Annotated in this window: 26 protein-coding genes; 9 read left to right on the forward strand and 17 right to left on the reverse strand. The window is 69.8% G+C overall.

The genetic code is table 11. The features are described from left to right. Window positions 1-14 precede the first annotated feature (14 nt). From glgX to OG332_RS08410, 11 genes are read right to left on the reverse strand one after another with little or no spacing between them, the layout of a single operon-like run. The gene (gene glgX / locus OG332_RS08360; protein WP_327412852.1) at window positions 15-2,153 is read right to left on the reverse strand and encodes a glycogen debranching protein GlgX; all 2,139 of its coding nucleotides are present in this window, start codon (window positions 2,151-2,153) and stop codon (window positions 15-17) included. Beyond that, complete coding sequence (locus tag OG332_RS08365) at window positions 2,150-2,524, reverse strand: STAS domain-containing protein (RefSeq protein WP_327412853.1); 375 nt, start codon at window positions 2,522-2,524, stop codon at window positions 2,150-2,152. Before OG332_RS08365 ends, glgX begins: the two co-directional genes overlap by 4 nt. Before the next feature lie 37 nt (window positions 2,525-2,561). Beyond that, entirely contained in the window at window positions 2,562-4,385 is a 1,824-nt protein-coding gene (locus tag OG332_RS08370; protein ID WP_327412854.1) for an AGE family epimerase/isomerase, read from the reverse strand. Between the two features lies 1 nt (window position 4,386). Continuing rightward, window positions 4,387-4,842 carry a VOC family protein gene (locus tag OG332_RS08375; protein WP_327412855.1) on the reverse strand — a complete coding sequence of 152 codons (456 nt, stop codon included), beginning with the start codon at window positions 4,840-4,842 and terminating at the stop codon, window positions 4,387-4,389. After that, window positions 4,842-5,453, reverse strand: a complete 612-nt coding sequence (locus OG332_RS08380) for a DJ-1/PfpI family protein (protein WP_327412856.1) — start codon at window positions 5,451-5,453, stop codon at window positions 4,842-4,844. Before OG332_RS08380 ends, OG332_RS08375 begins: the two co-directional genes overlap by 1 nt. Further along, a complete protein-coding gene (locus tag OG332_RS08385; RefSeq protein WP_327412857.1) occupies window positions 5,446-7,050 on the reverse strand; it encodes a GMC family oxidoreductase in 1,605 nt (534 codons plus the stop codon). Before OG332_RS08385 ends, OG332_RS08380 begins: the two co-directional genes overlap by 8 nt. 11 nt (window positions 7,051-7,061) lie before the next feature. Next, window positions 7,062-7,433: a nuclear transport factor 2 family protein gene (locus tag OG332_RS08390; protein ID WP_327412858.1), complete on the reverse strand. Its 372-nt coding sequence runs from the start codon at window positions 7,431-7,433 to the stop codon at window positions 7,062-7,064. A 14-nt stretch (window positions 7,434-7,447) separates the two neighbouring features. Then, window positions 7,448-7,903 carry a nuclear transport factor 2 family protein gene (locus tag OG332_RS08395; protein WP_327412859.1) on the reverse strand — a complete coding sequence of 152 codons (456 nt, stop codon included), beginning with the start codon at window positions 7,901-7,903 and terminating at the stop codon, window positions 7,448-7,450. A 23-nt stretch (window positions 7,904-7,926) separates the two neighbouring features. After that, window positions 7,927-8,361: a nuclear transport factor 2 family protein gene (locus tag OG332_RS08400; protein WP_327412860.1), complete on the reverse strand. Its 435-nt coding sequence runs from the start codon at window positions 8,359-8,361 to the stop codon at window positions 7,927-7,929. A 43-nt stretch (window positions 8,362-8,404) separates the two neighbouring features. After that, complete coding sequence (locus tag OG332_RS08405; protein WP_327412861.1) at window positions 8,405-10,042, reverse strand: thiamine pyrophosphate-binding protein; 1,638 nt, start codon at window positions 10,040-10,042, stop codon at window positions 8,405-8,407. A gap of 42 nt (window positions 10,043-10,084) precedes the next feature. Further along, window positions 10,085-10,909, reverse strand: a complete 825-nt coding sequence (locus OG332_RS08410) for a type 1 glutamine amidotransferase domain-containing protein (protein WP_327412862.1) — start codon at window positions 10,907-10,909, stop codon at window positions 10,085-10,087. A 281-nt stretch (window positions 10,910-11,190) separates the two neighbouring features. Between OG332_RS08410 and OG332_RS08415 the strand changes: the two genes are divergently transcribed. The 5 genes from OG332_RS08415 to OG332_RS08435 all read left to right on the forward strand — a co-directional run bounded on the left by OG332_RS08415 (window position 11,191) and on the right by OG332_RS08435 (window position 14,622). After that, complete coding sequence (locus OG332_RS08415) at window positions 11,191-11,463, forward strand: UBP-type zinc finger domain-containing protein (protein WP_442816120.1); 273 nt, start codon at window positions 11,191-11,193, stop codon at window positions 11,461-11,463. Next, complete coding sequence (locus OG332_RS08420; RefSeq protein WP_327412863.1) at window positions 11,460-13,187, forward strand: FAD-dependent oxidoreductase; 1,728 nt, start codon at window positions 11,460-11,462, stop codon at window positions 13,185-13,187. The genes OG332_RS08415 and OG332_RS08420 overlap by 4 nt, the downstream gene beginning before the upstream one ends. A 55-nt stretch (window positions 13,188-13,242) precedes the next feature. Next, on the forward strand, window positions 13,243-13,752 hold the full coding sequence (locus OG332_RS08425; RefSeq protein WP_327412864.1) for a hypothetical protein: 510 nt from the start codon (window positions 13,243-13,245) through the stop codon (window positions 13,750-13,752). Window positions 13,753-13,825: 73 nt separating this feature from the next. Next, a complete protein-coding gene (locus OG332_RS08430; RefSeq protein WP_327412865.1) occupies window positions 13,826-14,146 on the forward strand; it encodes a putative quinol monooxygenase in 321 nt (106 codons plus the stop codon). Between the two features lie 5 nt (window positions 14,147-14,151). After that, window positions 14,152-14,622 (forward strand): group II truncated hemoglobin, encoded by a 471-nt coding sequence (locus OG332_RS08435; RefSeq protein WP_327412866.1) that lies wholly within the window; start codon window positions 14,152-14,154, stop codon window positions 14,620-14,622. 232 nt (window positions 14,623-14,854) lie between these two features. Here the strand turns inward: OG332_RS08435 and OG332_RS08440 are convergent, their stop codons facing one another. The 6 genes from OG332_RS08440 to OG332_RS08465 all read right to left on the reverse strand — a co-directional run bounded on the left by OG332_RS08440 (window position 14,855) and on the right by OG332_RS08465 (window position 18,971). After that, the gene (locus OG332_RS08440; RefSeq protein ID WP_327412867.1) at window positions 14,855-15,286 is read right to left on the reverse strand and encodes a barstar family protein; all 432 of its coding nucleotides are present in this window, start codon (window positions 15,284-15,286) and stop codon (window positions 14,855-14,857) included. Further along, the gene (locus tag OG332_RS08445) at window positions 15,283-15,741 is read right to left on the reverse strand and encodes a ribonuclease domain-containing protein (RefSeq protein WP_327412868.1); all 459 of its coding nucleotides are present in this window, start codon (window positions 15,739-15,741) and stop codon (window positions 15,283-15,285) included. Before OG332_RS08445 ends, OG332_RS08440 begins: the two co-directional genes overlap by 4 nt. Before the next feature lie 49 nt (window positions 15,742-15,790). Then, window positions 15,791-16,012, reverse strand: coding sequence for a CarD family transcriptional regulator (locus OG332_RS08450; protein ID WP_189740325.1), 222 nt, complete (start codon window positions 16,010-16,012; stop codon window positions 15,791-15,793). 102 nt (window positions 16,013-16,114) lie between these two features. Further along, window positions 16,115-17,131: a sugar-binding transcriptional regulator gene (locus OG332_RS08455; protein WP_442816339.1), complete on the reverse strand. Its 1,017-nt coding sequence runs from the start codon at window positions 17,129-17,131 to the stop codon at window positions 16,115-16,117. Between the two features lie 138 nt (window positions 17,132-17,269). Next, entirely contained in the window at window positions 17,270-17,956 is a 687-nt protein-coding gene (gene rpe, locus OG332_RS08460) for a ribulose-phosphate 3-epimerase (protein ID WP_327412870.1), read from the reverse strand. A gap of 142 nt (window positions 17,957-18,098) precedes the next feature. Further along, the gene (locus OG332_RS08465; RefSeq protein WP_327412871.1) at window positions 18,099-18,971 is read right to left on the reverse strand and encodes an alpha/beta hydrolase; all 873 of its coding nucleotides are present in this window, start codon (window positions 18,969-18,971) and stop codon (window positions 18,099-18,101) included. 621 nt (window positions 18,972-19,592) lie between these two features. Here OG332_RS08465 and OG332_RS08470 point away from each other — a divergent pair. The 4 genes from OG332_RS08470 to OG332_RS08485 all read left to right on the forward strand — a co-directional run bounded on the left by OG332_RS08470 (window position 19,593) and on the right by OG332_RS08485 (window position 23,181). After that, on the forward strand, window positions 19,593-20,159 hold the full coding sequence (locus OG332_RS08470) for a Tn3 family transposase (protein WP_327419146.1): 567 nt from the start codon (window positions 19,593-19,595) through the stop codon (window positions 20,157-20,159). Between the two features lie 456 nt (window positions 20,160-20,615). Further along, on the forward strand, window positions 20,616-21,377 hold the full coding sequence (locus tag OG332_RS08475; protein ID WP_266403952.1) for an SDR family oxidoreductase: 762 nt from the start codon (window positions 20,616-20,618) through the stop codon (window positions 21,375-21,377). A 112-nt stretch (window positions 21,378-21,489) separates the two neighbouring features. Next, on the forward strand, window positions 21,490-22,368 hold the full coding sequence (locus OG332_RS08480; protein ID WP_327412872.1) for a helix-turn-helix transcriptional regulator: 879 nt from the start codon (window positions 21,490-21,492) through the stop codon (window positions 22,366-22,368). Window positions 22,369-22,491: 123 nt separating this feature from the next. Then, window positions 22,492-23,181: a recombinase family protein gene (locus tag OG332_RS08485; RefSeq protein WP_442816121.1), complete on the forward strand. Its 690-nt coding sequence runs from the start codon at window positions 22,492-22,494 to the stop codon at window positions 23,179-23,181. Window positions 23,182-23,204: the final 23 nt, after the last annotated feature.

A 23,204-nucleotide genomic window follows, 5' to 3' on the forward strand; every position in this document is an offset into this window, starting at 1 on the left:
CAGGTCTCCTTCGGTCACAGCATCTCGGGATCATCGGTACGGCCCACCAGGATCACGACCGAGCGCGGGCCGATCAGGTACTTCCCGGCGTTGTCCAGTTCCTGCTCGCCGCCGGGGGTGCGGATGTCGTGCGGTGCCTCGGCCCCGGTGTCGGCGAACAGGTGCCAGCTCCGGCCTCCCGGCAGGGCGGGCAGTTCGAGGTCGTGCGACTCCCAGTGCGCGTTCATGGCCACGTACACCACGTCGTCGTCCCCGGTGCCGCACCGGGCCACGGCGATCAGCCGGCTCTCGGAGGACCAGTCGGGCTGCCAGGCCCGCTCCCCGTGCCAGCTGATGTCCGGCAGGCCCAGGTTCTCGCGGACCTGGCCGGTGGGGTGGGCGGTGGAGCGCAGCTCGCGGTGGTGCTTGCGGAAGGCGATCATCTCCCGTGTGAACCGGAGCAGTTCGGCGTTGTCGTCGACCTGGTCCCAGTCGAACCAGGAGAGTTCGTTGTCCTGGCAGTACGTGTTGTTGTTGCCCTGCTGGGTGCGCGCGACCTCGTCCCCGGACAGCAGCATCGGAATGCCCTGGCTGGTGAAGAGGATGGCGATCGCGTTCTTCATCTGCCTGGTGCGCAGCGCGTTGATCTCGGGGTCCTCGGTGGGCCCCTCGGCGCCGCAGTTCCAGCTGTTGTTGTCGTTGGCGCCGTCGTTGTTGTTCTCGCCGTTGGCGTCGTTGCGCTTGTCGTTGTAGGAGACCAGGTCGGCGAGGGTGAAGCCGTCGTGCGCGGTCAGGAAGTTGACCGAGGCGGCGGTGCCGCGGCTGGAGTACAGGTCGGGCGAGCCGGCGATGCGGGTGGCCAGTTCTCCGGTGACCCCGGCGTCGCCCTTGAGGAAGCGGCGCACGGTGTCGCGGTACTTGCCGTTCCACTCCGCCCAGCGGCCGTACGCCGGGAAGTTGCCGACCTCGTAGAGGCCGCCGGCGTCCCAGGCCTCGGCGATGAGCTTGGTATGCCGCAGGACCGGGTCGTAGGCGAGCAGTTCCAGCAGCGGCGGGTTGGGCAGCGGGGTGCCGTCCAGGGCCCGGCCGAGGATGGCCGCGAGGTCGAAGCGGAAGCCGTCGATGTGGTAGTCGGCGACCCAGTGGCGCAGGCAGTCGAGCACGTAGTTGCGCACGACGGGGTGGTTGCAGTTGACGGTGTTGCCGGTGCCGCTGAAGTTGAAGTAGTACCCCTCGGGCGTGAGCATGTAGTACGTGGCGTTGTCGAGCCCCTTGAAGGAGATCGTCGGGCCCTGCTCGTTGCCCTCGGCGGTGTGGTTGAAGACGACGTCGAGGATGACCTCGATGCCGGCCGCGTGCAGGTCCTTGATCAGGGTGCGGAACTCGTCCCCCTGCATCCCGTACCGCCCGGTGGCCGCGTAGCCGGCCTTGGGCGCGAAGAAGGAGACGGTGTTGTAGCCCCAGTAGTCGAAGAGCCGCTCGCCCGTCTCCGGGTTGGAGCGCGGGTTGTCGCTCTCGTCGAACTCGAACACCGGCAGGAGCTCGATGCAGTTGATCCCGAGTTCCTTGAGGTACGGGATCTTCTCGCGCAGCCCGGCGAAGGTGCCGGGCGCGGTGACCTGCGAGTTGGGGTGCCGGGTGAAGCCGCGCACGTGGGCCTCGTAGACGACGAGGTCCTCGGCGGGGATGCCCAGCGGTGTGTCGTCGCCCCAGTCGAAGTCCTGGAGGCAGACGCGGGAGCGGTACTGGTAGCCGCGGCTGCGGTCCGGCTCCACGCCCCACACGTCACGGCCGGCGATCAGCCGGGCGTAGGGGTCGGAGAGGACCTGGCGGGCGTCGAAGCGGTGGCCGGTGACCGGGTCGTAGGGGCCGTCCGCCCGGTACCCGTACTCGATGTTCTCGTGGTCGAGGCCGAAGACGGTCATCGCGAACACGCTGCCGGTGCGGAATTCCTCGGGGAACTCCAGTTCGGCCATCGGTTCGGGCTCTCCGCGCTTGTAGATGACCAGGGTCATGGACGTGGCCTGGTCGGAGAAGACGGAGAAGCTGACCCCGCCGGGGACCACGTTGGCCCCGAAGGGGAACGGTTTGCCCGCGCGGACGCGGTACCCGCCCACCTCGTGGGTCGGGTACGCGTCGACGCGCAGGACCTGCTCGGACTGGGTCTCGCTCATCGTGCGGCCTTGGCCTTGGCCTTGGCCTTGGCCTTGGCCTTGGCCTTGGCGGCCGCCGCGACGGCCTCGCCGGTCTCGAAGAAGTCGAGGAAGCCGGTGGCCGACATGACGAACCGGACTTCCTCGCTCACCCCGTAGAGGGTGACGGCGACGCCGGCGTGCTGCGCCTCGCGGTAGACGACGAGCAGGGTGCGCAGGCCGGCGCTGGAGACGTAGGTGACGGCCGTGAGGTCGATCTTCAGCGGCTTGCCCTCGCGGACGAGCGGCAGCAGGGCCTGGAGCAGCGAACCGGATGTCTCGCTGTTGATCTCGCCGGTGGCGACGAGCACGGTGCCCGTCTTGTTCCGGCGTTCCTTGACGTTGAGAGTCATTGCATTCCCCTCTGGTTGGGGCGCCCCCCGTTGAGCGCTACTTCTTGGCCACTGGACGCAGCCGCACCTTGACCTTCACCCGGCCCTGGACGTCGGGCAGCCGCACGGTGAGGGCGTCCGCGTCGAAGTCCGTGTACGGCTTCTCGTCGATCTCGACGGACGCGATCCGCACCGAGCCGGCCGGGAGCAGGTCGGGCGAGACGCGCAGGACCCGGTCGGGCAGGCCGGTCGGGTCGGGCTGGAAGTGGAAGTCCATCTCCCGGCCGTTGACGAGCAGGTTGTTGTAGACGGCGGAGAGGTAGCAGAGCTCCGCCGAGTGGTACATGGACATCGAGTGGCTGCCCTTGAGGCGCTCGGTGCCGAGCAGGTACGGCGTACCGCTGGCGAGCACGTTGAAGTAGACGGCGCCCTCGTCGTGGTCGAGGAAGAAGGTGTTGTAGAAGGACTGCGCCTGCCGGGCCTCGCGCAGGTTCGCGTCGCCGCCGACGGTGCCGTTCAGGATGAGGTAGGCGAGGATCGCCTGCTCCTGCTGCCACCAGGCCTTGCGGTCGTGCCAGGCGAAACGATACGTCTCCTCGTCCCCGGACTTGATCCGCTCGACGACGTCGTACCAGCCGCCGCGCTGCACGTCGCTGCCGACCGCCGGCATGATCTCGCCGATCTTCTTCGCGAGGTCCTCGTACGCCGGCTTGGCCTTCAGCGAGTTCATCCGCATCAGGTTCCAGGCGATCTTCAGGTTGTGGCCGACGACCGCGCGGTTCTGCTGCCAGCTGTGGGCGGTGTCGTGCGACCAGTCGCGGAAGAAGCGCTCCTGGACGAAGGGGCTGTTCTTGTAGTCCGGGAACTTGTCCGCGATGGTGTCGAAGGTGTACTCGAGGAAGTCGGCGTACTTCTGCTCGCCCGTCGCCAGGTAGAGGTTGATCAGGTACGCGGGCGCGTGGTCGCCGACCGAGTTCCAGTTCTTGCGCTCGGCGTTCTCGCCGAGGGACTCGTGGTCGGCGCTGAAGAGGATCGGGTCGATGTGCGAGTAGTAGCCGCCCTGCTCCGGGTCGAAGAAGAACTTGTCGAACAGCCGGATGGTGGCGTCCGCGTCGTTCTTGATCCGGACGTCGCCGGTGACCCGGTACGTCTGGATGGGGCCGGCCAGCGCGTAGATCTGCTCGTACATCGGGATCGCGTCGTAGTCGTCGGAGAACTCCGAGGTGAAGAGCTTGCGCTCGCTGTCCCCGTCGACGCTGATGCCGTGGTACCAGAAGACCACGTCCTCCTCGCTGTCCACGACCCGCATGTGCTTGCGCAGGTACTCGGTGCCGCGCTCGGCGACCTCCAGGTACTCGTCCTTGCCGGTCAGCAGGTAGGCCGAGGCCATGCCGTAGACCAGGCGGGAGATCGTGTCGGTCTCCTGGACGTGGCTGGCGGTCTTGTCACCGCCGAGCCGGATCTCGGTGCGGTACTCGGCGAAGTCCACCGGCCCGTCGCCGAACTGGGCCCGCTTGTAGAAGTCGGCCAGCGACTCGATCTGCTTGATCCACCAGCTGGGCTCCTCGAAGCGGTAGTCCTCGGCGCCGCGGCCCAGGAAGACCAGGCGCTTGGCGTCGAACCGCCCGCCGTGCTCCGGGTAGTGGACTCCGTAGACGAAGAGGAACCGGCCCGGCGAGAGCATCTCGTCGATGTGCCCGGAGGCGTCGATGTGGGGCTCGTCCAGGTTGCGGACCAGCTCGGCGCTGGGGTCGCCGGCGAGCGAGACGTCGAACCCGCGCCCGTCGGAGGTCTTCAGACGCAGCACGCGCGACCCGGAGTCGAAGCGTTCGACGTAGCCGGCGATGGTGTCGGAGAAGGAGAAGCTCACGGCATCCGCCATGTCAAGCACCGTCCTTGTCGTGAGAGCCCTCGTGAGTACGGTCGTGAGTGCGGTCGTCCTCGTATCCCTGGCCGACTTCGACGATCACCCCGTCGGGGTCGCGGATCCACACGGTCCGCCAGCCGCAGATGAAGTCGTCGAAGTCCAGCGGCCCCAGGGTCACTTCGGCCGCGTCGCCAAGCTCGGCCAGGAACGCGTCCACGCTGTCGGTCTGGAAGGCCAGGTGGCGCATCCGTCCCGGAGCCTGCGGCCCGTCTTCGTGCGCCGGGCGGGCCGGTTCGGCGCCTGCCGCAAAGAGCTCCAGGTACGCGTCCCCCTTGCGCAGGAACACGATCTGGGCCTCTCCCAGGTCGACCACCCGGGCCCGGGTGAAGCCGAAGTACCGGGTGTAGAACTCCTCGGTGGTCTTCTGGTCCGCACAGTTCAGGCCCACGTGCGACCAGACCGGCCCGGCCATCAGGCCTGCCCCCGGCCCCGCCCGGCCGCGATCAGCTCGATGATCCGGCGGGCGAAGAGGTGGTGGTGGGCGCCAGTGCGGCCGGTGACCAGGTCCCCGTCCACCACCACGTCCTCGTCGACGTACTGGCCGCCCATGTTCCGGACGTCCCCGATGAGGTTGTTGTGGCAGACGACCTTGCGGCCGCGCACCTTGTCCGGGATCGAGGAGGCCAGCCACATGCCGTGGCAGATGATCCCCTTGAGGACCGTTGGCTCCTCGAAGGCCCGGCGCAGCAGCTCCGTCGCCGGGGCCAGCCGGTCCACGTCCTCGGTGTAGCGCAGCCGGTCGGCCACCATGCCGGAGGGCACGATGACCGCCGCGTACCGGCGCAGGTCGTCGTCGCTCAGCCCCTCCAGGGACTGGTTCGCGGTGAAGGGCGCCCGGTACTCGTGCCCGGTGAAGGTGATGGAGTCGTTGCCCCACAGCCGGGTCAGGAAGTCGACCTCGGCACCCTCCTCCGCGAACCGGTGCCGGTAGTAGAAGATCTCCGGCTCGTAGTAGTCGCTCTCGACCAGGACCGCGATCCGGGTCCCGGACAGCGCGCCCTCGCGCAGGACGGCATCAGGCACGGGAGGTCCCCCTCAGGAAGTCCGCCGCGCGCTCGGCGATCATCGCGATGGCGGTGTGGCAGTTGCCCGACGGGACCGCGGGCATCACGCTGGCGTCGACGACGCGCAGGTTCCGTACGCCGTGCACCCGCAGCTCGGGGTCGACGACGGAGAGGTCGTCGATGCCCATGCGGCAGGAGCCGGCCTGGTGGTGGTAGCTCTCCGACTTCTGCTTCACGAAGGTCCGCAGGTCGTCGTCGCTCACGTAGCCGGGTCCGGGCTGGAGCTCCTGCTTGTACCAGGGGGAGAAGGCGGAGGTCGCGAAGATCTCCCGGGCGGTCTTGACGCCCTGCACCATCCGCTCCAGGTCCCAGCGGTCGCCGAGGTAGTTCGGGTTGATCAGCGGGTGGGCCACCGGGTCGGCGCTCGCGAGCCTGATCCAGCCGCGCGAGACCGGCCGTACGACACCGGGCAGGATGGACACCGTGTTGGGGTGGTCCTGGCCGACGATCACGTCGAAGGGCACGTGGACGAAGGCGATCTGGAGGTCGGGCGCGGGCAGTCCGGGCTGCGAGGACAGGAACAGAGCGCTCTCCGACAGGTTCTGCGCCGGCGGCGGGAGCTCCTGGGTGACCTCGGCCATCAGTCCGGTCAGGACGTGGTTGTGGAAGTTCTCGCCGACCCCGGGCAGGGCCGCGGTGACCTCGATGCCGTGCTCGCGCAGCTGCTCGGGGTGGCCGATGCCGGAGAGCAGCAGCAGCTTCGGGGACTCGATCGCCCCGGCGGCCACGATCACCTCCCGGCGGGCCCGTACGGTGTGCAGCCCGGGCGCCGCGACGCTGCTGTGCGCGTCCCGGACCGTCCGGCCGGCGAACTCGGCGGGGGCCCGGAGCTGGGCGTACTCGACACCCGTGCAGGTGTCCCCGTCGAAGAGCAGCCGGGTGCTCTGCGCGTTGGTGCGCAGGGTCAGGTTGGCGCGGTCCAGGGCGGGCTCCAGGTAGGCGGCGAGCACCCCTTGGCGGCGGCCGTCGGCCACGTCGATGTGGTGCCAGCCGGTGCCGAAGAGACCGCGCCGGGGCCCGTCGGTGTTGAAGTCGGCGATCTCCTCGTGGCCCAGCTCGACGGCGGCGTCGATGAAGGCGCGCGAGACCGGGTTGGCACCGTGCCGCCCGGCGTTGGTGATCCGCTGCGGCCCCCGGGTGCCGGTGGTGGCGGCGGTGACGTCCTCCTGGCCCTCCAGCAGGGCGAAGTACGGCAGCACGTCCTCGTGTGCCCAGCCGGCCGCGCCCTGGTAGGCCCAGTTGTCGAAGTCCGAGGCGTGACCGCGGATGTGCATCATGATGTAGAGGTTGCTGCTGCCGCCGGGGGCCTTGCCGCGGGGTTCGTACGTGCGGCGGCCGTCCAGGCCGGGCTGCGGAGTGCTGGTGTAGCCCCAGTCCACGGGACCGCCGAGGAGCTTGTACCAGGAGGACGGGTCGTCCACCTCGGGCGGGATCCGGGAGCCGCCCGCCTCCAGGACGAGGACGGAGACGTCCGGGTCCTCGGAGAGCCGGTTGGCCAGGACGCTGCCGGCGGTGCCGGATCCCACGACGATGTAGTCGTACTCTTCCACGCTCACGGGTCTCCCTCTCAGCCCTGGTTCAGCACCTGGAAGGGGACCGTGTCGTGGTAGTTCGCCATGTAGGCGATCTTTCCGTCCACGATCCGGAAGAAGTTCATGACCTCGGCCTCGATGGCCTCGCCGGCAGGGCTGACCGCGGTCAGGTGCGAGACGGCCGCGGCCTTCTCACCGTCGACGAGGAAGTGCACGGGCTCGTTCCGGAAGACCCGGTACATCGTGCCCATGCCCTTCATCATCGAGCGCAGGACTTCGAGCCCCTCGATGTGGCCGGCCAGCTGCTCGTCCATGACCTGGTCGTCGGCGAACAGGTCGCACCAGCGGTCCCAGTCCCCGGCGTTGGCGTACTCGTAGTACTTCTGAAGGATCTGTCGTGCGTCCATCGCGCTCATCCCCCTTATCGGTCCCTGCGGGTTCCGTCCGGCGCGAAAGGCGCCCAGAACTGGCTGAAGGCGGACGCCGAGTCCCCGAAGAGCCCGTCGCGGCCCTCGACGATCCGGCCGTCCTGCCAGCGCATGTAGTGGAAGACCGGGTAGTCCATCCGCTCGTACGGGGACCCGCTCGTCCCGTCCGCGCCGGCCCGCAGGGCGACGTTGCGGCACACGTCCGCGGAACAGTCCTCGCCGACGAGGACCGCCTCCAGGTCCATCCGGAAGGTGCCGCCCGTGAGCTTGTGGGTCTGGCCCATCAGCTCCAGGAAGGCGTCCAGGCTCTCGTACCAGCCGGCCAGCGGGTGGTTGCCCGGCACCAGCCAGCGCAGGTCCTCGGAGTAGTACTCGAGGATGCGCGCCCGGTCGCCGGAGCCGAGGGCGGCGTAGGCCGCCCGCACCCGCTCCTGCGTCACTTCGGTCATGGTCGCTTCTCCTTCGCCGGCGGTCAGAGGGAGCCGGAACCGGGCATCGGCGCCAGGTCGTTGACGGTGTACTGCTTGATCAGCGGTCCGTTCGGACCGGCGACCACGGTCCACGTCTGATCGGCGTCGAAGCCGAGCCACTCGCTGCGGGCGGCCGGCGGGTTCCAGATCTTGGCCTGCCAGTTGACGAGGACCCGGACGACCGCCCGGTCGCCCTCGATGACGGGCTCCACCTTCGTGACCGTGTGCACCTCGTCGAAGAAGCGGTGGGTGACGGCCTCGTACCAGCGTCCGAAGCCCTCGTGTCCGAGGAAGGTGTCCTCGGGGACCTTGAACTCCAGGTCCTCGGTGATCAGGGCGAGCACGTCGGCCGCCCCCACGTGCTGGTCCAGCGCCACGTACCACTTCTCCGCGAAACTGCGGATCGCGTCCTCGGTCAGCTGCCGCTCGGCGGGCATGCGGTCTCCTCCTGTCCGTACGGGGACTCGTGTCGGATGGCTGTCAGATCTGGATGTCGACGAGGAAGGGGCCGGGGTGGGACAGCATCCGGCCCACTGCGGAGACCGCCTCGTCCGGCTTCTCCACACGCATCCCGCCGGCGCCGAGCGACCGGGCCAGCCCGGCGAAGTCGATCTCGGGGTGCGAGAGGTCGAAGGAGCCCGGGAAGCCGTGCGCCGGGATGTCCCGCTCCCGCCAGTACTCGGCGATGTTGTCGTCCAGCAGCCGGTACTTGCGGTTGTTGCACACCACGAACTTGGCGTCGATGCCGTGCCGGGCGGCGGTCCACAGCGCCTGGTACGTGTACATCGACCCGCCGTCGCCCGCGAAGCCGACGACGAGGCGGTCCGGCCGGGCCAGCTTGGCGCCGACCGCGCCCGGGAAGCCCACGCCGAGCGAACCGCCCCGGGTGAGGTGGTAGTCTCCGGGCCGCTCCGCCGGCAGGTACCGCGTGACCAGCGGCGAGGTGGTCAGCGCCTCGTCGAAGACGATCAGGTCCCCGCCGGTGCGCTCGGCCAGCGTCTTCAGGAAGACGGCCATCGGCGAGCCGTCGTCCGTGGCCGCCTGCGCCTCGCGGGCCCGCTCCCGGGTCCGTGCGTCGAGCCGGGCGGACGCCGCGGCCCGCTGCTGCGGGCTCAGCAGCCGGTCCAGTACGCCGGCCAGCGCGCGCAGCGCCTGCCGGGGGTCGGCGGCCAGGCCCAGGTCCACGGGGTGGTTCTTGGCGATCTCGTAGGCGTTGAGGTCGATGTGGACGACCTTCGCGCCCGCCCGGAAGGGGCTCTCCAGCTCGGGGAACACCTCCGGGAAGACATAGGTGCCGACGATCAGCACCCCGTCGGCGTCCCCGACCAGCTCCTTGCTGTGCGGGCCGAACATGTGGCCCGTCTGGCCGCGCCGCAGCGGGTGCGAGGCCGCGATGTTCACCTCGGACGAGTCGACCTCGTACACGTCGGCGCCCAGCAGCTCGGCGACGGCGGCGAGTTCGTTCTGCGCCCCGGAGAGCGAGACCCCGTCCCCGACGAGGACCACCGGCCGCTGCGCGGAGGCGAGCAGCTCGGCCGCCCGCCCCACCGAGGCCGGCGAGGGCGCCACGTCCGTGAGCGGCACCGTGGCCGGCAGGACGGGCTCGGAGTTGAGCTCGTCCAGCACGTCCATCGGCAGCGCCACGAAGACGGGCCCCCGGGGCGGGGTGAGCGCGATCTTCACGGCCCGCCGGATGGTGCGGAGCACGGAGTGCCGGTCGGTGACCCGGGTCGCGTACTTCGTCACCGGCTTGGCCATCGCCACCAGGTCGGACGCCATCTGGGCGTCCATGGCGTCGTAGCGCACCCCGGCGTCACCGGCGACCACGACGAGCGGGGTGTGGCCGCGCAGCGACTGGTAGAGCATGCCGATGCCGTTGCCGAGCCCCACCCCGGAGTGCAGCTGGAGCAGGGCCGCGCCGCCGGTCGCCCGGGCGTACCCGTCGGCGATGCCGGCGGCGACGGTCTCCTGGAGGGCGAGGATGTAGGTGAAGTCCTCCGCCGCGTCCACCGCGTCGAGGAATCCCTGTTCCACCGTCCCCGGATTTCCGAACATCACCTTCAGGCCGTCGGCCTTGAACTGCTCGATCAGCCTTTCCCGTCCGGGAGTGGCTTCCATGAATTCCCCCTCAAATCTCCGATTTCTCTGCGGCCTCCGGGATTACCAGCCGTATCGGGTGAGACCGTCCTCCAGGACTTCCACGATCTTCTGCCCCGTGAGATACGAGTCGGGGGTGGAACGTCCGGTGACGAAGGGGAAGTCGACGATCACCGAGACCGGCTTGCCGAAGTTCCCGTGATACGCGCCGCCCGGGCCCGTCGCATCGCGCAGGATGTACTCCAGCGGATACGGCGGCGGCCCCATGTTGAAATCGGTACCGAGGAATCCGGTGCCGTCCTTGTAGTCGTACTCCTTGCAGTGGCCGGTCACGTGCTTGCCCCAGATGATGCTCTTGCGGTCGCTCCAGTCCCGGGCGAAGGCCAGGCAGGCGACCCCGTAGCACTCCGCGGCCACGACCTTGCCGGCCTTCTTGAAGGCCAGGATCAGGGCGTGCACGCGCTCGTTGTTGGCGAGGTCCGCGATCGGGCCGCTGCCTCCGACGATGAGGATCGCGTCGTAGTCCGCGATGTCGGCGTCGAGCTTGTCCAGATCCCGGTGGTACTGCTCCAGCTTGCGCAGGTAGCCCTCGTCGCTCGTGTACGGACGCTCGGGGACCCACGCCTCGATGTCGAGCGGCGAGTCCAGCCGGCTCGACTGCTCGAACTCCCGCCCCAGCCGGGCGTTCTCCCCGCTGGTGACCGAGCGTCCCAGTGGAGGATCGATGTAGTTCGCGTCGAGGCTCGGCGGAAGAGCGTGTGCACGCTTTCCGGTCGGCGTGGCGAATATGACCTCGTAGCCCCGCTCGTCGAACTTCGATACCGGTCCGATCAGTTCCTCGGCCCAGTAACCGTGTTCGGAGACAATGACCAGAATCTTTCTGCTCACGTATTCCTCCAGGCGCCGCCTGTTGTCGTTGGCGTCCCCCACACTGGCCGCGCCCGGAGCCTGCGTCAAAGCGCTGGCATGCGACTTCGTGAGGTAGCCGCCCAGGTCATGGCAGCACCTCAGGAAGTCACCGGCGGACGTCAGGAAGTAGCTTCAGGACTACCTGACTTCGGCTGATTCGATGAACCATTACCGCGTCCCCGCCCTATGGTCTGGACGCGCCGTGAATGACGGGCGCGCGAGCCGTGTTGGTGAACGAGCACGAGAGAGGGACGGGGACGATGACGATGGACCTGTTGTGCACACACATCGATCAGATACGTCCGGTGAAACCCACCGCCGCCGGCTGCGAGGAGTGCCTCGCAGCCGGCGACATCTGGGTGCACCTGCGGATGTGCCTCAGCTGCGGGCACGTCGGATGCTGCGACTCGTCGAAGAACCGTCACGCCACCCGGCACTACCGGACCACCGAGCACGCCATAGCCGCCTCCCACGAGCCCGGCGAGGACTGGGCCTGGTGCTACGCCGACAAGCTGATGCTGGACCCGGCATGAGCGCGGCCCCGGAGAGCTCGGCCGCCCCGGCCGTGTCCGCGGCGGCGGCCGCCGAGCGCGCCGAGAACAAGAAGCCGGTCATCCTGGCCGTGGACGACGACCCGCAGGTGCTGCGCGCCGTCCGCCGCGACCTGCGCAGCGCCTACGGCGACCGCTACCGGGTGCTCGGCGCCTCCTCGGCGGCCGACGCCCTGAAGATCCTGGACTCCCTCGACGAACGCGGCCACGACCCGGCGCTGTTCCTCGTGGACCAGCGGATGCCCGACGTCACCGGCGTCGAGTTCCTGCTGGAGGCGGTCAGCCGCTTCCCGGACGCCCGCCGGGTGCTGCTGACGGCCTACGCGGAGACCGACGCGGCGATCACCGCCATCAACCGGGTCCGGCTGGACTACTACCTGCTCAAACCATGGGACCCGCCGCACGAGCGGCTCTTCCCGGTCCTGGACGACCTGCTGTCGGACTGGCTGGCCACCTACCGCCCGGCGTACGACGGGATCATCGTCGCCGGCCACCTGGTCTCCCCCGGCACCCACGCCGTCCGGGACTTCTTCACCCGCAACGGCCAGCCGTTCCGCTTCCTCAACGTCGAACGGGACCCCGAGGCCCTGACCCTGATCGCGGCCCAGCCCGACGGGGCGCTCCCCCTCGTCCGCTTCCCGGACGGCACGGTGCTCTCCGCCCCCACCGACACCCAGCTCGCCCAGCGCCTGGGCCTGGCCACCACCGCCTCGCGCCCGCACTACGAGTGCGTCATCGTCGGCGCGGGCCCGGCGGGCCTGGCGGCCGGGGTCTACTCGGCCTCCGAGGGCCTCTCCACGCTGATGCTGGACTCCCGCGCCCCGGGCGGCCAGGCCGGCACCTCCAGCCTGATCGAGAACTACCTCGGCTTCCCCTCGGGCCTCTCGGGCGGCGACCTGACCCGCCGGGCCACGATCCAGGCCTCCCGGTTCGGCGCCGAGATCCTGCACCCGGTGGAGGTGGTCTCGCTGACCCGGGACGATCCGGCGAAGATCCTCACGCTGGCGGACGGCACGGAGATCAGCGCGGAGACGGTCCTGCTGGCCACCGGCGTCTCGTACAACCGTCTGGAGGCCCCCGGCGCGGACCGCTTCGAGGGCGCGGGGCTCTACTACGGCGCGGCCACCACCGAAAGCTCCGCCTGCATCTCGCAGCACGTGTTCATCGTGGGCGGCGCCAACTCGGCCGGCCAGGCGGCGGTGCACTTCGCGAAGTACGCCGCCCGGGTGACGATCCTGGTCCGCGCGGCCTCCCTCGACGCGAGCATGTCCCGCTACCTGATCGACGAGATCGACCGCACCCCGAACATCGAGGTGAGGGTCCGCACGACGGTGGTCCGCCTCGACGGCGACGAACACCTGGAGCGGCTGACCCTCCACGACGCGGACACGGGCGGGAACACGGAGGTCCCGGCCCGGTTCATGTTCACCTTCATCGGCGCCCGCCCGCACACCGACTGGCTCTCCGGCGTCGTCGAGCGGGACGAGTACGGCTTCGTCCTCACCGGCTCGGACCTGATCGCGAACGGCGGCGAACTCCCGGCCGAGTGGAGCCTTGAGCGCGCCCCCTACCCGCTGGAGACGAGCGTCCCCGGCGTCTTCGCGGCCGGCGACGTCCGCGCCCACTCGGTCAAACGGGTCGCCTCGGGCGTGGGCGAGGGCGCGATGGCCGTCTCGCTGATCCACCGCTACCGCTCGATGGGCTGAGAGCGAACGCCAGCCTCCTTGCGATCAAGAAGGCATCGGATGCAACGTTGATTACATGATTACAGCCGAACAGAGCGAACAGCTCCGCGCGTGGTTCGCCGAGCGCCTGCCGGTGGACGTCTACGAGTCCCTCGTCTCGGTCACGGCCGACCGCGAGGAGATCACGGTCGTCGGCGTCATACCGGCGACCGAGTCGGTCAAGGAGTTCCGCGAACGCACCCGCGAACAGCGCATCGAGGTGGCCCGCGAGGCCGAGTCCCTCTACCGCCGCAAGGTCGCCTGGGGCGTGCGGGCGGGTGAGGAGACGACGCTCTTCACCCACCTCGCCGTCCCGGTCATGACCCGCCTGCGCCAGTCCGAACGCCAGGTCCTCGACACCCTGGTCGCCGGCGGGGTCGCCCGCAGCCGGGCCGACGCCCTGGCCTGGTGCGTCCGCCTCGTGGGGCGCAACACCGACACCTGGCTGACCGAACTGCGCGACTCCCTGGACAAGGTCCGCCAGGTCCGCGACCAGGGCCCGGACGTCTCCGACGGGACCGACTCCAGGAAGTCCGGGTCCGAATGACGGATCGGCCCCACTCCGGCGCATGATCGCGTAAGGCTGGCCGGGACCACCAACCAGGGAGAGGCACGCACCCATGACCACCACCGTCGAATACATCCGCTACCGGATCGCATTGGACGACCAGCCGGCCTTCGAGCACGCGTACGCCCGGGCCGCCGAGGCCCTGGCCGCGTCACCCGAGTGCATCGACTACGAACTGGCCCGGTGCGAGGAGGAGAAGGAGCGCTACATCCTGCGCATCCGCTGGACCTCGATCGAGGCCCACCTGGGCGGATTCCGCAAGGGTGAGCACTTCCCGGCGTTCTTCAGCGCGATCCGACCGTACGTGACGGCCATCGAGGAGATGCAGCACTACCTCGTGACGGGCGTCGTGGGCACGGGAAAGGCCACCTGACGACGATGAGCACCACACCCACCATCTACGAGTGGATGGGCGGCGCGGAGGCGATGGACCGCCTCACCGACGCCTTCTACGCCCACGCCCTGCAGGACGAGATCCTGGCCCCGGTCTTCGCCGGCATGGACTCGGAGCACCCGCAGCACGTCGCGGTCTGGCTGTCGGAGGTCTTCGGCGGCCCCTCGGAGTACACCGACCACCACGGCGGCCACCAGCACATGGCCACCAAGCACCTGGGCCGCGCGATCACCGAGAAGCAGCGCCGCCGCTGGGTGGACCTGCTCATGGACACGGCCGACGAGGTCGGCCTCCCCACGGACCCCGAGTTCCGCGGGGTCTTCGCCTACTACATCGAGTGGGGCACGCGCATGGCCCTGATCTACTCGGGCCCCAACCCACCCCCGGTGGACGCGGCCAAGATCCCGGCCTGGTCCTGGGGCCAGACCCCGCCGTGGATCCCGAAAACGGACTGAACGACGAAGACCCGGGGCACAGCCCCGGGTCTTCCCACGCATTCCAGCCCCGCCACACCATCCAGCCCCGCCGGCGCTCGAGGCGCGGGGCCCGGGGCGAGCCCCGATCTGTTCACCCCGGCCGACACAACTCAGCCCCGCCGGCGCTTGAAGCGCGGGGCCCGGGGCGAGCCCCGATCTTTCAGCCCCGCCGGCGTTTGAGGCGCGGGGTCCGGGGCGGAGCTCCGATCTTTCAGCCCCGCCGGCGTTTGAGGCGCGGGGTCCGGGACAGAGCCCCGGCAGCCGGCCCGGGCCCGGCCTCGGCCTCGGCCAGCAGGACCGTCAGCCCCGGCCCGCCCTCCTGCTCCCGCCAGAAGTCGACCGCCTCCTCCAGCACCTCCACCAACGTCTCCCACTCGCCGGGTCGCGCGGCGGCATAGCCACGCCACGAGGTCACCGCGACCAGCCGCCCCGCGGCACCCGGCAGCCACGACAGGTCCCGCATCGCGTCCGCGAGCGCGTCCCAGTTCCCGCCGACCCACTCCGGCAGCCGCAAGGCGACCCCGCACCGCCGCATCAGCTCCGCCTTGCCCCGTACGCCGTCCAAGTCCAGCCGTACGGTCGTCCAGCCGGCGGCATCGGCCGCCTCGAGCGCGGGGGCGAGCGGCCGCGGGTCCAGGGTCATCGGAGAACCCCCTTGAAGGTGTCGTAGTGGTCGTCCGTGTAGAAGAACTCCCCACCCGAACCCGTCACGATCCGCCGGGCCCCGCGGTCCCGCTCCCCCGGGGTCCGCACCGTGAACTCGTGGTAGTAGCCGCGCTTCTGCCGGGGCAGGGTCTTCTCGAAGTTCCCGAAGACGGCGCCGTCCTGCCGGTACGGATACGGCCCGCCCTGGTCGATGAGCGCGAGCACGTCACGTGCCTGCTGCGGCAGCGCGTCGGCCCGTACGACGGCCATGCCCTTCGCCCACGCGGGAGCGGTACTGCTACCGGGACTGGCACCGCGGGTGCTGGCACTGGCGCTGGCGGCGGCGGGCGCGGGCTGCTGCCCGCCACAGCCCACCGCGCCGACCAGCGCGGCACAGAGGAACGCGGCCCCCAGCAAACGCAGCAACGATCGGGGCACGTTCCGAAAGATCATGCACCGATCGTGCCAAATGTCCGATTCGCTCGCGAATCGCCCGGTGGCCTCAGAGCGCGGCCATCTTGGTGTAGGGACTCAGGATTCGCTTCTGGACCGAACCGAAGTCGACGAGAACAGCGATCCCCTCCTCGATTCCGACGACACGGCCGAGGCCGTGCTCATCGTGAGTGACCCGGTCGCCGACGCTGAACTGCCGGATGGGCTGTTCCACGGGGGCCTTGAACGGGCTGGACGGCAAATGGCGGCGAGGTACTGCTGACTTTGTCATTGGAACCAGTATGCGCCCAGCAGGCCGCCGCGCGGTCCGCCGTTCGGATCTCAATTCCGGCACCATCCGCACCAGCCGTGGCGGCGGACCGCCGATCCGCCGCTACAGGTCGTCGGGATCGGCCCGATCCAGCGCCGGCCGGAGCCCGGGGGCCGACTCGGTCAGCAGGTAGTCGGCGACGGCCGTGTCGGTGACGAGGCTGGTCACCAGACCGGACCGGAGCACCGCCCCGATCGCGGAGGCCTTGCGCAGACCGCCCGCGATCGCCACGACCTCCGGGATCCGCCGCAGCCGGTCCGCCTCGACGGTGATGCACCGCTCGCCGAGGTCCCGGCCGACCCGCCGACCCTCGGAATCGAACAGGTGGGCGGACATTTCGGCCGCGACGCCCAGCGAGGCGTAGTGGGCCCGCTCCTCGTCCGTCAGCATGTCGTGGACGGTGGAGATGCCCGTCTCCCACGAGCCGATGGAGACGGCCGCCACCGTGACCTTGTCGAAGTACTCGAAGGCGCGCGCGATCCCGGTCTGGCTGCGCAGCGCGGCCGCGGTCGCCGGATCGGGCAGCAGCATCGGCGCGTAGATCGGGTGCGCGTCGCCCCCCGAGACCTGGGCGGCCCTGCGCACGGCCTCGACCGAACCGCGCTCGGCGGTCCCCGCGTCGTACACGCCGGTCAGCTGGACCACGGTGCACTGCGGCAGCCGGTGCAGGGAGGCGGCCATGTGAATGGTCGACCGCCCCCACGCCAGGCCCAGTACGTCGCCCTCGTTGACCAGCTCGCCCAGCAGGTCGGCGGCGACCGCGCCCAGGTTCTCCGGATCGGGCGCGTCCTCGGTGGCGTCGGCGGGCGACTCCACCACGACGGCGTGCCGGAGCCCGTACCGGGCCCTGAGCGCGTCCGAACGCTCCGCGTCGAGTTCGGCCGGTACCCGGATCTCGATCCGTACGAGGTCCCGCTCCAGGGCGGTCTCCAGGACCCGGGCCACCTTGAAGCGGCTCACGCCGAACTCCTCGGCGATCTGGATCTTGGATTTGCCCTCGAGGTAGAAACGGCGCGCCATGGCCGCCGCCTGCACCAGCTCCGCGGGTCCCATCCGCAGGGCTGACCGTCCCGCCGACATTGCAGACACCGCGTTCTCCTCACTGCTGTTCACACTCTCGTGTTCACACTCTCGACTCGCCGTTCATCCTGTCAGATCCGGCGGCCGTTGATCAGCCTGGACAGCTCCCGTTCACCGAGCTGTTCATCAACCCTTGGCTCAGTGGTCGCAAGCCCACGGCGCGGCGGCGATCGCCGCACCCGCCTGGTCACGCAGCGTGCTCACGGCGGTGGCCGGATCGACCGCGCCGTAGACCGCGCTGCCCGCGACGAATACGTCGGCGCCGGCCTCGGCACAGCGTTCGATGGTCGAGGCCGAGACCCCGCCGTCGACCTGCAGCCACAGCTCCAGGCCGTGCTTGGAGATCAGCTCCCGGGTCCGGCGGATCTTGGGGAGCATGATGTCGAGAAAGGGCTGGCCGCCGAAGCCGGGCTCGACCGTCATGATCAGCAGCATGTCGAGCTCGGGGAGGATGTCTTCGTACTGTTCGATGGGCGTCGCGGGCTTGAGCGCCATCGACGCCCGCGCCCCCTTCGCCCGGATCTCCCGCGCGAGGCGCACGGGCGCCGCCGCGGCCTCGGCGTGGAAGGTGACCGAACCCGCACCGGCCTCCACGTACTGCGGGGCCCAGCGGTCCGGGTTCTCGATCATCAGGTGGAGGTCCAGCGGGATGTCCGTCGCCCGGCTCAGGGACTCCACGATGGGCATGCCGAGGGTGAGGTTCGGGACGAAATGGTTGTCCATGACGTCGACATGCAGCCAGTCGGCCCCCTCGACGGCCCTCGCCTCCTCGGCGAGTCGGGCGAAGTCGGCGGACAGGATGCTGGGATAAATCTGCGCGGCCATGCCCCCAAGCCTGCCATGCCTGCGACCGGTTCCGGCCACGACCCCGCAAGTCGGGGCGGGGGTAGCATTGCTTAACCGATCGCGCGGGATGCTTCAGCCGTCCTTAAAGGCCGGCGGGACCGGAACCCGGTCCCGCCGGCTCTCACACGTCGGCGGACGCCGGACCGGTGGCGGGCGTCGTCACCGCGACGCGCACCGCGCCGGTGGTCGAGGCCGCGACCTGCGCGACCGTGCGGTCTCTTGGGTGGCCGGCGACGACGGCCGGGGTGCCCTCGACCGTCGGCGCACGGCGCACGGTCCATCCCGCACTCTGGAAGAAGGTCTGCGCGCGCTCCACGGCGGCCGCTCTCTCGTCCTGCGGCAGCGGCTCGGTCGACCAGGTGTGGTGGACCGAGGTTCCGGACGCGTCCCGGACCGTGCTGAGGCCTCCCCCGGGCTGCGTGGGCGCCGATCCGACCTGCAGCGCGTCGTAGATCCGGCTGGAGTGGCCGAGGGCCCGGCGCGTGGCGGGGTCGTCGGCCGAGGGGGCCTCGAACGCGGCGGCGGGACCGGCCGGGGTCACTCCCGAGGCCAGCGGGTCCCGGGACGTCGGCGGGGCCAAGTTGATGAGGTCGTGGTCGGACGTGGCCGCGAAGACCCGGTCCGGCGAGATGTTCAGGTCCTTCGCGTGGTCCACTCCCACGCCGGGACTGCCCACCATGATCGCGTTGTCGACCGGCAGGTCTATGTGCATGCTCATCGTCTCGCCCACCACCAGGGACCCGTAGCTGTGCCCCAGGAGCGTCTGGTTCACGCCGCTGCCCACGTGATTGGCTTCCTCGATCCCCTGGATGAAGTTGCCGAGCGGCTCCCTGGCGTTGTCCGCCCACTTCGTCTCCGTCGCATCGGTCGCGATGCCCTGAGGGGCGTCGTAACCGAGCCAGACGATCGAAGCCGTCTTCCGGGAGCCGTCGGTGGCTTCCGCTTGTGCCTGGAGACGCTCGGCCCTGCCGATGTCCCCGTCGATGGACTTCAACTCGGGGTGCCGGTAAGAACGCTGTCACCGATCCTGCTGGCCAATTCCGTTGCGGGTCGGTTGTGATGCTCGTTGGTCCTGTAGCGGTCGTGCTCTTCCGTCTGCGGCCGCGGGGTGGGGTGTGGGGTGTCGATGCGGGCGCGGCCGTGGCCGCAGGTGCCGGAAACGACCGGGCGGGCAGCGCGGGCCGCGGCGGCGAAGGGGCCGTATCCCTTGGCGATGCGAGTCCGCGACGAGCTCGGCGAGCTGTTCGCGGATGTCGAGTTCGCCCAGGCGTTCGGGGTACGAGGCCGGCAAGGGTGGTCACCGGGGCAGCTGGCACTGGTGACGGTGTGCAGTTCGCCGAGAACCTCACCGACCGGGCCGCGGCGCATCGGGTGCGGTTCGGGATGGACTTCAAGTACGCGCTGGGCCTGGAACTGGACGATCCAGGTTTCGACGCCTCGGTGCTGTCCGAGTTCCGTGCCCGTCTGGTCGCTCACAACCTGGAGGAGCGGGCCCTGGACCTGCTGCTGACCGCATTGAAGAGCAAAGGCCTGGTGAAGGCCGGCGGGCAGCAGCGAACCGACTGTCGAGGCCAACTACACGGACTCGCATGGCCAGTCGGAAATCGGGTTTGGCATCACGAGACTGCTGAACTTCGACTTGCTGCCGCGTATCAAGCGGATCAACAAGGTGAAGCTGTACCGGCCGGTGGTGGGCGACCCGGACGCCTACCCGCAGTTGACCCCGGCGCTGACCCGCCCGATCCGCTGGGAACTCATCGCCCAGCAGTACGACCAGATGATCAAGTACGCCACCGCGATCCGTACCCGTACCGCCTCCACCGAGGCGATCCTGCGCCGCTTCACCCGCAACGCCTCCCACCCCACCTACGCGGCGATGCTGGAGGTCGGCCGCGCACAGAAGACCATCTTCGTGGCCCGCTACCTGCGGCTTCGGGATCTCCAGCGGGAGATCGAGGAGGGCCTGAACGTCATGGAGTCCTCCAACGGCGCCAACTCCGTGATCGCCTACGGCAAGGGCGGGGAGATCGCCTCCAACCGGCGCGACGAGCAAGAGATGTTCGTGCTGTGCCTGCGCATCCTCCAGTCCGCCCTGGTCTACGTGAACACCCTCATGCTCCAGGACGTCCTGGACGAGCCGGAGTGGGCGGACTGCTCACATCGGCCGACCGACGCGGCCTGACCCCGCTGTTCTGGTCCCACGTGCGTCCGTACGGCGAGGTGAACCTCGACATGGACGCTCGTCTCAATCTCACAGTGGCCGCGGTGCCCGGCCCCCGCACTGCGGACGATGGGGAGTTGGCCGAGGAACGTACGGAGGCGTGAGCGTTGCCATTCCCGCGCGCTGGTCTGCTCGTGCCGGTCTGCGATGTGCGACCAATCCGCCGCGTCGTACCCGGCCGCCATGGCGAGCTGGTCGATACGGTCGCCGAGCGGCTGCCCGCGTTCTCCAAGCCCGCGTTCTCCATGCCCGCAGCGTAGACCGGGCCGCCCAGCCCAGGGTGGTCCTGGCCTTCCCAGGGAACGGCAAGCTCTGGTTGGCCGTCCCGAGCGGGCGCAAAGTGGTCCGCATCCGCCCACCGCACCGGCCGGGCCGGTCCACCAGCACCGGCCCGCGCAGCAGACCCAGGAGCACCCCATGAGCTACCCCGCCCTCGCCGCCCGTACCGCTGTCGTCACCGGAGCGGCCAGCGGCATGGGCGCGGCCACCGCCCGCCTGCTCGCGGCGGGTGGCGCCCGTGTCGCCCTGTTCGCCCGGCGTACCGACCGGCTGGACGCGCTGGCCGCCGAACTCACCGCCGCCGGAGGCCAGGCCCTCGCTGTCACCGCCGACGTCACCGACCAGGCATCCGTCGACGCCGCCGCCAAGGCCGTCCACGATGCCTACGGCCGGGTCGACCTGGTGGTCAACAACGCGGGCGTGATGCTGCCCAATCCCCTCACCGAGGGTCGGCTCGACGAGTGGACCCGCATGATCGACACCAACCTCACCGGCGCCTTGCGCGTCATCCGCGCGTTCACTCCCGACCTCACCGAGGCCGCCGCCGACGGCAGCACCGCCGACCTGGTCAACGTCTCCTCCATCGCCTCCCACGTCCTCTTCCCCGACTACGCCGTGTACGGGGCCACCAAGGCCGCCCTCACCCAGCTGTCCGCCGCACTGCGCACCGAGCTGGGCCCACGCGACGTCCGGGTCAGCACCATCGAGCCGGGCCTGACCGACACCGAACTCGGTGGGCACATCGACAACCCGGAACTGCGCGAGCAGCTCGGCGGGATGTTCACCGCGATCCCCGCCCTCACCGCCGAGGACATCGCCGACCTCGTCGCGTACATCGTCAGCCGTCGCCGGCACGTCAACCTGCGCCAGTCGATCGTCCTGCCGACCCGCCAGGCCTGACATTTCCCGGTCACCCGCCGGGGCCGCCATCCCTGCCTCCTGACCAGTGGGTGTGCTGCCTGGCCCCAGCAGGGCCAGGCAGCACACCGCCGTGATCGGCCACAATCGTCGTATGAGCACCGCAACCAGCCTGAGCGACTTCCTCCGGACCCGCCGCGCCCGCCTTCACCCGCAGGATGTGGCCCTGCCGGACTTCGGCGGCACGCGCCGGGTCGCCGGCCTGCGCCGCGAGGAGGTCGCCCAACTCGCAGGGGTCAGCGTCGACTACTACACCCGGATGGAACAGGGCCGCGTGGCCAACCCCTCGGACACCGTGCTCGACGCCCTCGCCCGCGCACTGCGGCTGAACGACGACGAGAGCCGGCACCTGCACCAGCTGGCCCAACCGCGGCAGACCGCCCGTCCGGCGCGCAGGCACCAGGTCAGCCGGCAGCACGTACGGCCGATGCTCCAGCGGCTGCTGGACGAGCTGAAGGACATACCGGCCATGGTAATGGGCCGGCACATGGACATCCTGGCCTGGAACCCGGCAGCGGCCGCCCTCTTCGGCGACTACGCCGCCGTGGACCCGGCCGAGCGCAACATCGCCCGGATCACCTTCCTCGACCCGGCGTCCCGAGACCTGTACGCGGACTGGTCCTCCTGCGCCCGCGAGAACGTGGCCTACCTCCACCTGGAGGCTGGACGGAACCACCCCAGCGACCCGCGACTGGCACACCTGATCGGGGAGCTGTCGTTGAAGAGCGAGGACTTCCGCCGCTGGTGGGCAGAACACCCGGTCCAGGACAAGACCTCGGGCATCAAGCGGTTCCACCACCCGTTGGTCGGCGACCTGGAACTGACCTACGAGACCCTGCGCGCTGCCGACGACCCCGACCAGGCACTGATCACGTATGCGGCCCAGCCGGACACCTCGTCCCACGACGCCCTTCACATGCTGCTTGCGTGGACCGCCCCCACAGCCACTGGTGCTCATCAACCGACCGATTGATGAGCAAGATCGAGAAGTGGCGGCGCGCGACCGGATCGGCACCGGATCATGCCCATAAAACGGTGTCAGAAAGTCGATGTGCTCAAGAACTTGAGGAGCACCCTTTTCTGTGCGATCTGGCAGGTGCAGCCACCCCAGGACAACGACACCGCCGATCTCCTCGACCCCGTTCCGGCCGTACGGACCGGCAGCCTCGTGGGATACGCACGCGTGTCCACCAAAGGCCAGTTGCTCGACCGGCAGATCCACGCACTCACCGAAGCAAGGTGCATCCGGATCTTCTCCGACAAGAAGTCCGGCAAGAACGCCGAACGCGAGGAGCTATGGAAGGCCCTCGACTACCTGCGCGAGGGCGACACCCTCGTCGTCCCGTCGCTGGACCGGCTCGGCCGCTCCATCCAGGACCTCATCGCGATCGTGTCCGGCCTGCGCAAGCGCGGCATCGGGTTCACCTCGCTACACGAGGCGCTCGACACGACCACGCCCGGCGGGCACCTGGTCTTCCACGTGTTCGCGGCCCTGGCGGAGTTCATCCGCGAACTTATCGTGCAGGGCACCAACGAGGGCCTGGACGCCACCCGCGCCCGCGGCGCCCGACTCGGCCGCCCGCCGGCGATGACCGAGGAGCAGGTACGTCACGCCCGCGACCTACTCGCCCGCCCGGAGAACACCGTCACCTCGATCGCCAAGCTCCTCGGCGTCTCCCGCAACACCATCTACAACTACGTGCCCGAACTCAAGGGTGGTCGCCTCGCACTCGCTGAGGCGACGAGCATGCCCGAACTGCCCCAACCCACCAGGTCAGAGGGCTGATCACCGCCGTTTGCGGCTGGTGA

Source organism: Streptomyces sp. NBC_01233 (assembly GCF_035989305.1).
GTDB lineage: Bacteria > Actinomycetota > Actinomycetes > Streptomycetales > Streptomycetaceae > Streptomyces.